This is a genomic window from Stanieria cyanosphaera PCC 7437 (genome assembly GCF_000317575.1).
GTDB lineage: Bacteria > Cyanobacteriota > Cyanobacteriia > Cyanobacteriales > Xenococcaceae > Stanieria > Stanieria cyanosphaera.
Genome location: NC_019748.1, coordinates 1,885,172 through 1,898,660 on the forward strand (window position 1 = coordinate 1,885,172; position 13,489 = coordinate 1,898,660).

14 protein-coding genes are annotated in these 13,489 nt (G+C 36.0%); 7 read left to right on the plus strand and 7 right to left on the minus strand.

The window, feature by feature from the left end; translation table 11 throughout:
• The first annotated feature begins 185 nt into the window (after nucleotides 1-185).
• The 4 genes from aroA to STA7437_RS08180 are packed head-to-tail and all read left to right on the plus strand — an operon-like array spanning nucleotide 186 to nucleotide 4,493.
• Nucleotides 186-1,541, plus strand: a complete 1,356-nt coding sequence (aroA, locus tag STA7437_RS08170; protein WP_015192909.1) for a 3-phosphoshikimate 1-carboxyvinyltransferase — start codon at nucleotides 186-188, stop codon at nucleotides 1,539-1,541.
• A 49-nt stretch (nucleotides 1,542-1,590) separates the two neighbouring features.
• Nucleotides 1,591-1,764 (plus strand): hypothetical protein, encoded by a 174-nt coding sequence (locus tag STA7437_RS26525; protein WP_015192910.1) that lies wholly within the window; start codon nucleotides 1,591-1,593, stop codon nucleotides 1,762-1,764.
• Complete coding sequence (locus STA7437_RS08175) at nucleotides 1,761-3,839, plus strand: AAA family ATPase (protein WP_015192911.1); 2,079 nt, start codon at nucleotides 1,761-1,763, stop codon at nucleotides 3,837-3,839. The genes STA7437_RS26525 and STA7437_RS08175 overlap by 4 nt, the downstream gene beginning before the upstream one ends.
• Before the next feature lie 27 nt (nucleotides 3,840-3,866).
• Nucleotides 3,867-4,493 (plus strand): DEP domain-containing protein, encoded by a 627-nt coding sequence (locus STA7437_RS08180; protein WP_015192912.1) that lies wholly within the window; start codon nucleotides 3,867-3,869, stop codon nucleotides 4,491-4,493.
• Nucleotides 4,494-4,495: 2 nt separating this feature from the next.
• Here the strand turns inward: STA7437_RS08180 and STA7437_RS08185 are convergent, their stop codons facing one another.
• The 3 genes from STA7437_RS08185 to folD form a co-directional block, all read right to left on the minus strand.
• A complete protein-coding gene (locus STA7437_RS08185) occupies nucleotides 4,496-5,722 on the minus strand; it encodes a DUF1501 domain-containing protein (protein ID WP_015192913.1) in 1,227 nt (408 codons plus the stop codon).
• Between the two features lie 15 nt (nucleotides 5,723-5,737).
• Nucleotides 5,738-7,225 (minus strand): DUF1800 domain-containing protein, encoded by a 1,488-nt coding sequence (locus STA7437_RS08190; protein ID WP_015192914.1) that lies wholly within the window; start codon nucleotides 7,223-7,225, stop codon nucleotides 5,738-5,740.
• Between the two features lie 508 nt (nucleotides 7,226-7,733).
• Nucleotides 7,734-8,615, minus strand: a complete 882-nt coding sequence (gene folD, locus STA7437_RS08195) for a bifunctional methylenetetrahydrofolate dehydrogenase/methenyltetrahydrofolate cyclohydrolase FolD (RefSeq protein ID WP_015192915.1) — start codon at nucleotides 8,613-8,615, stop codon at nucleotides 7,734-7,736.
• A 74-nt stretch (nucleotides 8,616-8,689) separates the two neighbouring features.
• On the opposite strand from folD, the gene STA7437_RS08200 reads away from it, so the two are divergent.
• The 3 genes from STA7437_RS08200 to ctpB all read left to right on the plus strand — a co-directional run bounded on the left by STA7437_RS08200 (nucleotide 8,690) and on the right by ctpB (nucleotide 11,138).
• Nucleotides 8,690-9,073 carry a hypothetical protein gene (locus tag STA7437_RS08200; protein WP_015192916.1) on the plus strand — a complete coding sequence of 128 codons (384 nt, stop codon included), beginning with the start codon at nucleotides 8,690-8,692 and terminating at the stop codon, nucleotides 9,071-9,073.
• Nucleotides 9,070-9,501: an NUDIX hydrolase gene (locus tag STA7437_RS08205; protein ID WP_015192917.1), complete on the plus strand. Its 432-nt coding sequence runs from the start codon at nucleotides 9,070-9,072 to the stop codon at nucleotides 9,499-9,501. The genes STA7437_RS08200 and STA7437_RS08205 overlap by 4 nt, the downstream gene beginning before the upstream one ends.
• Before the next feature lie 272 nt (nucleotides 9,502-9,773).
• Nucleotides 9,774-11,138, plus strand: coding sequence for a carboxyl-terminal processing protease CtpB (ctpB, locus tag STA7437_RS08210; RefSeq protein WP_015192918.1), 1,365 nt, complete (start codon nucleotides 9,774-9,776; stop codon nucleotides 11,136-11,138).
• 105 nt (nucleotides 11,139-11,243) lie between these two features.
• Here the strand turns inward: ctpB and STA7437_RS08215 are convergent, their stop codons facing one another.
• The 4 genes from STA7437_RS08215 to STA7437_RS26530 all read right to left on the minus strand — a co-directional run bounded on the left by STA7437_RS08215 (nucleotide 11,244) and on the right by STA7437_RS26530 (nucleotide 13,331).
• Entirely contained in the window at nucleotides 11,244-11,465 is a 222-nt protein-coding gene (locus STA7437_RS08215) for a ferredoxin-thioredoxin reductase variable chain (RefSeq protein WP_015192919.1), read from the minus strand.
• Nucleotides 11,466-11,610: 145 nt separating this feature from the next.
• Complete coding sequence (locus tag STA7437_RS08220) at nucleotides 11,611-12,003, minus strand: Fur family transcriptional regulator (protein WP_015192920.1); 393 nt, start codon at nucleotides 12,001-12,003, stop codon at nucleotides 11,611-11,613.
• 174 nt (nucleotides 12,004-12,177) lie between these two features.
• Nucleotides 12,178-13,002: a squalene/phytoene synthase family protein gene (locus STA7437_RS08225; protein WP_015192921.1), complete on the minus strand. Its 825-nt coding sequence runs from the start codon at nucleotides 13,000-13,002 to the stop codon at nucleotides 12,178-12,180.
• 152 nt (nucleotides 13,003-13,154) lie between these two features.
• Nucleotides 13,155-13,331: a hypothetical protein gene (locus STA7437_RS26530; RefSeq protein WP_015192922.1), complete on the minus strand. Its 177-nt coding sequence runs from the start codon at nucleotides 13,329-13,331 to the stop codon at nucleotides 13,155-13,157.
• Nucleotides 13,332-13,489 lie beyond the last annotated feature (158 nt).

Below are 13,489 nucleotides of genomic sequence, written 5' to 3' on the forward strand. Positions count from 1 at the left end.
ATCAGCATAAACCACCCCTGAGTCTTTACACTAGGGGTTTTTTGTTGTTTAAGTAGGTAAACAATAAGGCAGAGATGCAGAGTGGAATTTATGAACAATCATAGTGACTTTCTCCTTGTTTGATTTTTAGATTTAAAGGTTCACAATAAGTAAGGAAGGCGATATTATTTAAATTTTAATTATCTATGTCTAACAAAGCGATCGCGATTAATCCGACTAACAATCACTCTCAAGATTTAGTTATTACTTCTCCTGCCTCTGGATTATCTCTACAAGGTACGATTACTATTCCTGGTGATAAGTCCATTTCCCATCGGGCATTAATGTTAGGCGCGATCGCATCGGGAGAAACTATCATTGAAGGATTGTTATTGGGAGAAGATCCCAGAAGTACTGCTAGCTGTTTTCGGGCGATGGGGGCAGAAATTTCAGAATTAAATACCGAAAAAGTAATAGTTAAGGGCATTGGCTTGGGAAATCTCCAAGAACCTCTAAATATCCTTGACGCTGGTAACTCTGGTACAACGATGCGGTTGATGTTGGGGTTGTTAGCTTCTCATCCTGATCGGTTGTTTGTAGTGACAGGAGATCATTCCTTGCGATCGCGCCCAATGTCTCGGGTGATTAAACCTCTAGCAGAAATGTCCGCAACTATTTGGGGTAGAAAAAACAATTCTCTTGCACCTTTGGCAGTAAAAGGACAAAACCTTAAACCTATTAACTATCATTCTCCCATTGCTTCTGCACAGGTAAAATCCTGTATTCTGTTGGCAGGTTTGATGACAGAAGGTAAAACCACTGTAACCGAACCAGCTTTATCTAGAGATCATAGTGAAAGAATGTTACAGGCTTTTGGGGCAGAATTAGCGATCGATCCTGAAACCAATAGCGTGACGATTACAGGAAAGCCGACTTTAACTGGTCAAAAAGTAATTGTACCTGGAGATATTAGTTCGGCTGCTTTTTGGTTAGTCGCAGCAGCAATTGTACCTGGTTCAGAATTACTAATTACTAATGTCGGAGTTAATCCTACCCGTACAGGTATTTTAGACGCTTTAGAAATGATGGAAGCGGATATTACTCAAGAAAATCAACGCATGGTTGCAGGCGAACCCGTTGCAGATCTCAGAGTCAAATACAGTAATTTAAAAGCTTGTACCATCTCAGGTGGTTTAATTCCCAGATTAATCGATGAAATCCCAATTTTAGCAGTAGCAGCAGCCTTTGCCCAAGGTACAACTATTATTAAAGACGCAGCCGAATTAAGAGTTAAAGAAAGCGATCGCTTGGCGGTCATGGCGACCGAATTAAACAAAATGGGCGCAAAAATCACTGAATTACCCGATGGTTTAGAAATAACTGGCGGTAACGATTTAACAGGGGCAGAAGTAGACAGTTACACCGATCATCGCATTGCTATGAGTCTAGCGATCGCATCTGTAAGGGCTACTGGTACAACCACTATTCATCGTGCTGAAGCAGCTTCGATTTCCTATCCCAACTTTATCAATACTCTTCAAACAGTTATCAGTTACCAGTAGAGACGTTCCATGGAACGTCTCTACAATTAAATTAATTGAAAAACACGAAATGAACGTCAAATCTGCTTTAAATAAAATTCAAGAACCAATTACTACTGCCGATCCTCAGATACAATTGATTATCAAACGAGTCTTGCAATTAGAAAAAGACCGACTCGATCTTAAAGCACCGAGAAATATCAATGAAGATATTCTCAAGATTATTAAAGAAGTAATTCAATGAAATTAATCGCTTTACAATTATGTAATTTCAGACAATTTTATGGAAAAACTCCAATAATCAAATTTGCTAGTGGACAAAAAAATACTACCGTTATTTATGGAAATAATGGTTCAGGAAAAACCACTATTCTCAATGCCTTTACTTGGGTACTATACGAAAAATTTACAGCAGCTTTTGCTGCTCCCGAATTGTTAATTAATCAAAGAGCGATCGCGCAAGCTAATTTCGATCAAGCAGTAGAATTTTGGGGGGAAATTCAATTTGAACATGAATATAAACGTTATCAATTAAAACGAAAAGGTTATGCAACAAAAACTCAAACAAATCAGATTCAATCTAACCAAACTAAACTATTTATTTTAATTGCTGCCGATGATGGACGTTGGTATCCTTCTGTAGAACCAGCGGAAGATATTATTGAAAGAATTTTACCTGTTAGTTTGCATCAATATTTCTTTTTTGATGGAGAAAGAATCGATCATTTTTTTAGAGCAGACCGCAATAGTAATATTGCTGAAGATACTAAAGAATTATTAGGAGTCAAAGTATTAGATCGAGCTATCGATCATCTTAAAAAAGCAAAAAAAAGCTTACAAGAAGAATTAGAAGCGATTGGAGATTCAACTACCAAAAAATTGCTACAACAACAAATCCAACTAGAATCCGAACGCGATCGCTTGACCGCACGTCAACAAGAAATTATCCAAACTATTAAAGGATTAGAATCCAAAAAAAAAGTAATTACTCATCAGTTACTTGAATTAAGTGGTGCAGAAAAACTACAAAAGCTCAAAGAAAAATTGGTTTCTCAAGAACAATTAACGAGACAAAATTTAATCCAAGCCAAACTCAATCTGAAACAATTAGTTTCTAGTCAAGGCTATCTAGTTTTTTTATTATCAACCAAAAATAACTTTTTTCAATTTCTTCAACAATTAAGAAATGAACGACAATTATCAAGTGGGATCAAACGAGAATTTATTGAAAAATTACTAGAAAATCAAACTTGTATTTGTGGAGAAAAACTTCAACCAGATACTCAAGCTTATCATCAAGTTCATAGTTGGTTAAATAAATCTGAAACAACTGAACTAGAAGAATCAGTTATTCGTCTCGAAACTCAGGTCAATCAATTTGAACTTCAACTAACAGAATTTTGGCAACAAGTTGATCGACTACAACATCAAATCAATCATCAATATACCGAAATAGCTAAAATCGAAAACGAACTAGATCGAATCAATAAGCAACTACGTAACTATCCTGACCGTGATATTCAAAAATATCAAGAAAACTTAGAATTCATTGAAGAAAAAATTAAAGAACTAACTTTAGAACAAGGAGTAAATCAACAACAACTTAGTAGCGATCGCAAAAATCTTGAAGAATTAACTCAACAAATAGAACGACATAAACTGAAAGAAAATAAACAGAATTTAGCAAAAAAAAGGATTACAGCAACTCAAGAAGCAATTCAAAGATTAATTGAAGTTAGACTTCGTTTAGAAAAGCAATTTCGAGTTTCTCTTGAACAAAAAATTCAAGAAATATTTAAATCTATTTCCTTTACTCCCTACATCCCAAAACTCAATTTAGATTATCAATTAACCTTAGAAGATAATATTTTAGAACAACCGACTATTGTGGCAGCTTCTACTGGTGAAAATCAAATTCTTAGTTTATCCTTTATTGGTGCGATTATTGATCGCGTCCGAGAATGGAGTCAACGCAACACACTTATGGGACTTGATAGTAGCACTTTTCCAATTGTGATGGATTCTCCTTTTGGTAGTTTAGATGAAATTTATCGTAGACAAGTAGCCAAATCTCTTCCTCAATTAGCCAATCAATTAGTTGTTTTAGTAACTAAAACTCAATGGCGTGGTGAAGTAGAAGCGGAAATTACAGATTACATTGGCAAGGAGTACGTGTTAATCTATAACTCATCTAAACCTAATTGTGAGGAAGATTGGTTAAAATTGAATCAAATTAATTATCCTCTAGTTAAATCAAGCTCCAACCAATTTGAATATACAGAAATTGTCGAAATAGAAAGAAAAGCCGAAGCTCATTAATTAATTATTTATTTATAAATTATTGATATGTTAATTTTAGATGCAGACCAAGTTCAATACTATCAAGTTAGTGCCGAAATTGCAGGACAAAGTAAACAAGCATCTGGACTAACTTATCAGGGAAATGTCTTTATTAAAGTAAAATCTTATACAGAAGAAGAATTAGATCTTGCAATTAAAGAGTGTCGTGAACAATATTTAGATAATCAAAATATTGAAATTCCTACCTTAATTGTCAAAGAAAAAAATGCGATAACTCTTTGGATTGAAGATAATCGTTTTAAACCGCTCAAACCTGCTGAATCTGTTAACGATACCCCAAGTAAAATAGAAGAAAAAAGCCAAGTCAATCCTCACAATTTTAATTTAATTAAAGTAGCCGACCAAATGAGAGGAGAACAAGGAGTAAAGATTAAAACTCGTCGCGACAAATTCAAATTATATCATCATTGTTTTTTAGGTAATGAAGCTGTAGATTGGCTAGTAGAAAATCTTAAAATTTCGCGAACAGAAGCAGTTAATGTAGGAAAAAAATTAATTGATAAAAAAATTATTCACCACATCAGTGATGAACATTCTTTTAAAGATGAACAACTATATTACCGCTTTTATCAAGATGAAAATAAAAGTATTTGGACAGATAAAATTATTTAAATTTAACTCCAAAAATTTAATGTTTCTGTAGTTTGATAACCAGGAAAAATCTTGGTCAATTGAGACTTTGGTAATTGTAGATGTTGTGTCAAAACAGTTGCGATCGCTTCACGAAAATCTGTAGTAACTGGTAAATCTCTTCCTTGATACAAGACAGACTCTGCCAGACCAGTCCATTCTCCATACATTTTACCACCCTTCAAAGAGCCACCCAACAACCAGACGGCATTTCCATGTCCATGATCTGTACCTCCGTTACCATTTTCTTTAACAGTACGACCAAATTCAGACAGTACCATAATTACTGTATCTTGATAAACCGAATCTAAACCTTTAACTAAAGTAGCTAAACCTTTACTTAACGATTTGAGAGATTGATTTAAAAACTCTTTTTGATTAATATGAGTATCCCAACCACCAATTGCCATAAATGCTAATTGGGTTTTAGCATCTCCTGCGATCAACTGAGCTACTTTTTTGGCATCATCGACAAATTGATTTGCTGAAGGCGCACCACGAGAAGCTGACATCATTTCTTGATTAAGCTGAGTTAAAATAATTTCTCTAGCTTCTACACCTTCTTGATAGGTTTTACTTAAAGTATCACTCTGAGCGTATAAACTCTTAAAAGCATTTCCAAGCGCAGTATGATCCACCGCTAAAGGACGAGTAGAACCTTTTCCTGGAGCTATAGTAGCAACTGGCATCGAACCCATTAAAATTCTTGGTGTAGTATTACCAACATTTAAGGCTTGAATCGGACTTTTTTTAGGCAAACAAGCTAATAAACGATTCATCCAACCGTCAGAAGTACTTTTTTGTCCAGGCGTACCGCTCTCAAGATAATCTTGAGCATCAAAATGAGAACGAGTTTCTAAAGGTGAACCGCAAGCATTAAGAAAAGCTAGACTTTTATTTTTCCATAAAGGCATTAAATCTGCCAAAGCAGGATGCAATCCAAAATAACCGTCTAAATCAAGGACACCTTCTGGTTCACCAGGATAGGGAATAGCAATTGTTGGTCTAGCTTCATAATAATCAGGATCTTGATGAGGAACAACTACATTCAGTCCATCAACTGCTCCCCGCAACAAAATTACGATTAACTTTTTACGAGCGGGAATATTTTGAGCAACTCCTCTAGCTACCCAACTATGCCAACCCACAGGAAAAATCATTCCTGCTGCCAATAAAGTGCTTGTTTCGATAAACCTTCTTCTGTTGATCATCTGTTTAATTTCCCATTAACGATACATCATTTCTGGACTACCCAACATTAAAGCTGCACGCATTTTGGCTGAGCTTTGGTTAATTACTTGCTTAGTGTGCTGAGAAAAACTTTTACTGATGGTTTTTGCTAATATCTCCCCACTAATAGGCTCTTTTTGAGTTAAAATACCTCTAGCGATCGCAGTTGCCAAACTAACTCGATTTAACATTCCATCAGGGTTTAGCCATGCTTCTTGTGTATTTTTGTAACCATTGGGAGTGGCACAACCATAAACTGGCATCCCTAACTGACTTAACATTCCTCTTAATCTTTTGTAGTCGGGATTTTTAATCTCACTAACTCTAACTACAGAAACTAAATACTGGTATGGTGTCTTAAATTTCTGGCCATAGTATTGAGGATCATTAAATTCCTCGCTGTGAAACAGAGTGTTCAAAACTTGTTTAATATCTCCCGAACTTGCCAGAAACTTTTGTGCCAGTCGATCTACTAAACTTGATGGTGGTTGATCTGCGACAAAATATTGTGCCAACTTATAACTAAGAAAATGAGCCGTAGACGGATGAGTAGCCAAAATATCTAGAGCTTGTTCGCCTTCAGTAATACCACTTCCTTTAATAGTTTGACCGAGAAAAACCTTATCGCCATAGTCATGACGCCTTTCAAAAAAGAAAAAGCCATTCTCATCACTACTAAATTTTTGTTGACGATCTATACCCCATCCAGTCAAAATTCTTGCTAAGGCAATTACGTCAGCTTGAGTATAACCTCCATCTACTCCTAGAGTATGAAGTTCCATTAACTCACGAGCATAGTTTTCATTTAAACCATTGTATTTATCTCTTGCTCCTGGACTATTAGGAGCGGTATTCAATTCATTATCTAAATAAACCAACATGGCTGGATGACGAGCAGTTACCTCTAGTAAATCTCGGAAATTACCCAAGGCATTCTCTCTAATTTCATTTTCATAATCTGCAATCCAAATATCGGTCAGATTTTTTTGTCCATAAACGTTAAAATGACTCAGCCAGAAATCCACCATTATTTCTTGCAACTGACGAGGAGAATTAACCGCTCTAGCTAAATGAGCATTAATGGCTTGTTCTTTAACAATTTTTCTTTTGCGACGTAATCTATTGATTTCTTCCTTGGACAAGTTTCTTTCTCTAGCATCTTTTAAAAGTTCACTAGGAGAATATTGTTGAAATAGTTCGATTGGACTCATTGCCAGAGTATCCAACTTGCCCAAATAACTAGTTAATTGTGATGAGTCTGGAATTGAACCAGGAGATAGTTGAGATTGAATAAAAGATTCAATTCCTTTGGTTTTGACTTGCTCAATTTCTTCAACTGTAGGCCCAAAACTAAGACGATTTAGAATATGGAGAATTTGAGTATCTTTTGCTAGACTAGTGGCTGGTTTTTGACTAATTAATCCCAACCACAACAGAACTCCACAAGTAGCTATCAATAAGCAGTAGGTGAGTTTTTTTTTCATAGCTGCCAGTATTTTTTGTTCACTCAGTATAGACAAAGAAAATTGATTTGAGTTTCCCGACAGCAAGAAATATTGATTAACTGAAAGCAACTTTAATTAAAAATAGTTAACAATCTTTATTAAAAAATGCAGTAATTAATCATTTAATAATGAATTTTGATTACTAATTCTAGGCATTAAAAATAAAATGGTTTACATTAATAATTGAAGCTAAAAGAAAGCTTCATCTGGCAGATCAAACAGCCAAAATGTACATACAAGTAAACTAAAAACTAAGAAGAGGAAAAACAAAGCTGTTTAATCTAACATCTGTCTCATCTCAAAACAACACCGCTCTAGTCGAAATCGAAATCTTTCTCGCGTAGTTAACCAGAGAGCAATGTAGAAACTAGGTAGTTGATACCAAGTTATTCTAGAAACTCCATTTATTATCACTGAATATGAGAAAGAAAAATCGATAATGTAGAAATTGAGTGGTGTTGTTTGCCGTTTAGGTATTATTCAAAACTCAAGCAATGCCAAAAGTGCGACTATAACTGGTAACAGTATTTTGTAACAACATCGCCACCGTCATCGGACCAATTCCACCAGGAACAGGAGTTATATATTGAGCTACCTCTGCAACTGCCTCAAAATCTACATCTCCTACTAATTGAGATTTGCCTTGCTCATCTTCAACACGATTGATACCAACATCGATCACTACCGCACCAGGTTTAACCATTGCTGCGGTAATTAATTGTGGTTTACCTACGGCTGCAATTAAAAGATCTGCTTCTCGACAGACACCAACTAAATCTTGAGTACGGGAATGAGCAATCGTTACCGTGGCATTTTCTTCTAGTAACATCAATGCTAAAGGTTTACCGACTAAGATACTTCTGCCCACAACTACCGCTTTTTTTCCTGCTAGAGGAATTTGATATTCTTGCAATAATTTCATCACCCCAGCAGGCGTACAACTACGCAAACCAGTTTCAGAACGAACTAAGTGACCTAAATTAACTGGATGAAGTCCATCAGCATCTTTATGGGGAGCGATAGTATGCAGTAAAGAAACAGCATCTAGGTGTTTGGGTAAAGGTAATTGAACCAGAATTCCATCAACACGCTCATCTTGATTTAATTGTTGAATAACCTGTTCTAATTCTGCTTGAGAAGTATTTTCTGGAAAATGCTTTCCTAAAGAAGCAATTCCCACTTTATGACAAGACTTTTCTTTATTGCGAACATAAACCGCACTAGCGGGATTATCTCCTACCATTAACACCGCTAAACCTGGAGGACGACCAATTTTAGTTTGTAGCGATCGCACTTGATTTTGTAACTGAAGCTGAATTTTTTGAGCTAAAGCTTTACCATCAAGAATTTGGGCTGTTTGAGCAGGCATGGGGTTGAATAATTAAATAAAAGTTAAGCTGGAGATGATTGATAGTTTTTTCTCTTAATTTAGGATATCTTAAGATGCTTCTCCTCAACAGAGAAATTCAAACCTTTTATCTTAATAGATTATTAATTGTGGGTATGTTTTTGACTACTGGATTTGGATTAGGCAGTTGTCAGCAACTCACTCAAACTCCTGTTGCGATCGCGAAAATTGCCCAAAAACAAACCGGAGCAAAAGTTTATCTTCAGGGAAAAGTACTCAAGCAAGCTCCTTTTTTGGATAGTGGTGCTTATCAACTTCAAGATGCGAGTGGCAGTGTTTGGGTTGTGACAAACTATAACCTTCCTCAACCAGGCGAACAAATTTTGATTCAAGGAGAGATTCAATCCGACATGATTTTTATCGCACAACAAACATTAAAGGAAATTTATATCGTCGAGTTAAAACAGCTAGAAAAATGAATCACTCACCTATTGCTGTTGCTTTAGCTATTTTCCATCAAGACGAGCAATTTTTAATGCAGTTGAGAGATAATATTCCAGAGATTAAGTATCCTGGACATTGGGGTTTATTTGGTGGTCATCTTGAGGCAGACGAAACTCCTGAAGTAGGATTAAAACGAGAAATACTCGAAGAACTTAATTATCAAATCGTCAATCCGATTAAATTTCGCGCCTATGCTGATGCTCAAGTGATTCGTCACGTTTTTCACGCACCTTTAGAAGTAGCAATTGATACTTTAATTTTGGGAGAAGGCTGGGATTTACGGTTATTAAGTTTAGAAGATCTTCACGCTGGTTATGCTTATTCAGAAAAAGCAGGTGGCAATCAACCACTAGGTAAGATTCATCAACAAATTCTGTTGGACTTTTTAAAGTGGCAAAATTGATCAGGTGAAACCAAATAAAATTTAGTAATATTTAAAATATTAGGTATTAGGCATATTATTAATTAACAAGCAGACTGTTGGTGTAATAGATCAAACTCGGAAAATTCTCTTGTACAATACTATCCAAAAAAAAACCTTACCGAAATTTTCATCTCCAGCCGATAGTCTTAGACTTAATTAACTGTTTTAAGAGGAAAAAGCTGCTACGGCTGTTTTTATTCCACTGCCTTCATGGGTTGCACCTAATTGTATAAATATTACTAATTTTGCTCATGAATCAGTCTTTTAAAAAATCTTCTCATGGTCAAGGGCTAAACCCCCCCTCTCAGTCTCGTAAAAATTCTTTTATTAGGTTAGGTAAACTTGTGCCGACGAAATTTATTGGTACTTTAGTTACAGCTTCTTTGGTTGTTGCCTATGCTAACTCTTCAGTCAAAGCAGCCTTAGAAGATAGTCCCAAAACTGTTGTTGATGAAGTGTGGCAAATTGTTAACAATGAGTTTGTCGACCGAGAATTTAATCATATTGACTGGCAAAAACAACGCCAAGAATTACTCAAAAAAACCTATGGCGATCGCAAACAAGCCTATCAAGCCATTAGAGGATCGTTAAAAACCCTGGGAGACCCCTACACTCGTTTTCTTGACCCCGCAGAATTTGAAGAATTAACGAATCAAACTAGTGGAGAATTATCAGGTGTTGGGATTCGTTTAACTATTGATGAAAAAACCAATGACTTAACCGTAGTTGAACCAATCAAAAATTCTCCTGCTGCCAAAGCAGGAATTCAATCAGGAGACAAAATTTTACGGATTAATGGTAAGCCTACTGCTTTAATGAGTATTGAGCAAGCCTCAGAAGCAATTAAAGGAGACGAAGGCACAGAAGTTAGTTTGCAAATTGCTAAACCTAATCAAAAGGTTTTTGACGTAACTTTAGTTCGAGAACAAATAGAATTACCTTCGGTTAATTACACTCTCAATCAAGAAGATCAACTCAAAGTTGGCTATATCAAGCTAGATGAATTTAGTTCTCATGCTGCTGAACAGATGAAAAAAGCCATTGAAGAATTAAGTAATCAGCAAGCTTCAGGCTTTATTTTGGATTTGAGAGGTAATCCAGGCGGATTATTGTTTTCTTCGGTAGAAATTGCCCGAATGTGGCTTGAAGAAGGCTCAATTGTTAGCACTATTGACCGTAAAGGTGGTAATCAAAAGTTTTCGGCTGATGGAAAAGCTTTAACACAATTGCCTTTAGTAGTTTTGATCGATCAATATTCTGCTAGTGCTAGTGAAATTTTAGCAGGCGCATTAAAAGAAAATGGTCGTGCTACACTGGTTGGAACTCGTACTTATGGAAAAGGAACGGTTCAATCAGTTCATTCTCTATCTGATGGTTCGGGATTAGCAGTAACTATTGCTCGTTACTATCCTCCGAGTGGAATTGATATTAATCATAAAGGTATTTCACCTAATATTGAGGTGGATTTAAGCAAACAAGACCAAATTACACTCAATACCAATCCTGCTTTAATTGGAACAGATGCCGATCCTCAATACGCCAGAGCAGTGAATATTCTGCGTCAAAATGGCCTTAGTCGAGTTGATAGACCCCCAGCATCGATGAGCATTCGCTAGTCGAATTGATTCTCAATTAGCTAGATTAACTTATACTGAAATAATTCATGAAGATACAATGCTCTAAACTTGGTAGAGCCTAAAAATAGGAAAATTTGGCATAGTTTATAGCACTTCTAATTCATTTTCGCGAAAGTGAGCTTTAAATTTTTTATCAAATTTAACTAGCACCGGTAAATTGGGACTAATTTGTCTTCCTTGCCAATTAATCATAATATCAACAATTTCCCCTTCCATCCCTTTGAGATCGAAGGGTTCTTTTTTCTTCTGAGGATAGTGATAGACGACTACGGATTCTTTAACTCGAACGCGATCGCCAATTTTCATATTGTCTCTCTCTCTTAATGATCTACTATGTAAATTTAATAATTAAGTGCAGTTTTTAAGCAACCTTACTATTGTTACATGAGTCGGGACTTTCAAACATGGCTTCCAGACGATTTAGTTCAGAGAAAAAGCTTCAGAAATTGATTTAAGCATCTTGAGCTAATTGACAGCGATCGCAAACTCCAAAAAATTCTAAAGTATGATAGTACACTTTAAAATGATGAGACTGTTCTAGCTGATGTTCTAGATCATGAACAGGACATTCAGCAATGGGAATTGAATTACCACAATTAACACAGGTAAGATGATGTTGGTCTTGATGAATTGAACTATAAACTGATTCCCCATTAGGTAGAGTACGTACCTGTATTTCTCCTTGAAGTTTAAGAGCTTCTAAAGAACGATATACAGTGGCTAACCCCATATTTTGGTTGCTTTTACGTAGTTTGATATAAAGATCCTGGGCAGAAATTGCTCTTTTAACATTTTTGAGTAACTGAAGAATGCGCTCTTGAGAACGAGTACGTTGAGCTTTCATTGCAAATTGAGATACTAAGCACGATTTATATATACTAAGCTATACCAGTTGAGTCGATAACTAATGATTATCTAATTACAACTGTCGTTGAGTAGTTAGACATAGATAAAATTTATTGGTAGAGTAAGAGAAAAGAAACTGGGGAACAAGAGCAAAAAAATTTTTAGTTCAGCTTTAGGCTGATTTAATTTGCTTAAATTGTTGAACTATGGTCAGAACATCGCTACGACTAAGTTTTTCTTTGCCCATTGCGATCGCATCTAAAGTTCCGTGGGCTAAAACTAAAGGAATTTGACAAAAATCTAAGGCAGGACCAGGTTTTAATTGTTTAGTATATAGATCGGCTAAATGTAAGTTCCGACGAGCATAAACTTGCAAATCTTCCTTATTCCAACCTTGGGGTAGAAAATTGACTCCTCTGGTTAGATCTTCACTATGATTACGAATAATATTAACCGCTTGTAAACCGCGACCAAACCCAATTGCGTAAGTACGATTAGTTTGGGTGTTATCATACCAAGCCCACAAATCTGATAGTAACAATCCGACTGCACCAGCTACACTAAAAGTATAACGGTCTAGCTCTACTTCTGTTTCAATCTGCCAATTTTTTTCTGCCCAATAAGCCATGCGATCCGCCATAGCAGCAGTAGCATCCCAAATTCGAGGTGCGATAGTTTCTGGCGCTAGACTTGCCCATTCGTCAAGACGAAGTGTTACCTCGGGCAGAATATTTTGATAACTAGATAAGCTCTGAGCAATAGTACCAGCAGAAGAATGATTAACGATTTGCTGGAGTTGAAGACTAATTTGACGTAAAAGTTGGGCTTTGGTTGAGTTATCTAATTGGGGATGATCTTCGATTTCATCAATTGCCCGCATACATAGATAGCCTGATGCTACTGCTGCTTGCAACTGTCCCGGTAAACGAACAATGGGGATATAGAAAGTCCGACTGGTTTGCTTGAGAATTTCTAAAGCATTGGTAAGCACGGTCATTAATATTAGCTCCTCACGCTACGGACATCTTTTTCACTTAGAACAATTCTAGTGACGTGTCCTTAACTTTTCGCTAGGATACACCGAATTACCAATCTCTAGATTAGGAAAACTTTAAAAATTAAGGATTGATGAATAAATAAGGGTTTAATTTAGATTAAATCGTACTTATGAGAGAGTACTGCAAAAATTACTGCGATCGCGGTAATTGCCAAAGCAATGATGGGATGTTGTCCCTGGCTAACCGCAAAAGAAGTAACTATTCCTGCTCCTACAGCAGCAGTAAGACCAGCACCAATTAAATCTTTATCTGTTCCTTTGTTATACATGAATTTGCTTTTTTAGTTAAAGTTATTCAAGGCAAAATAATAGAAAATAAATTATCATTACCTAGTCTTTTGACCAAGAGAAAACTGAGTTATTGCAATTAAGCTTTAAATTTGGCTAATTTTCTTTACAAAAAACTCTTAAGAGGTGGGAAAATAAT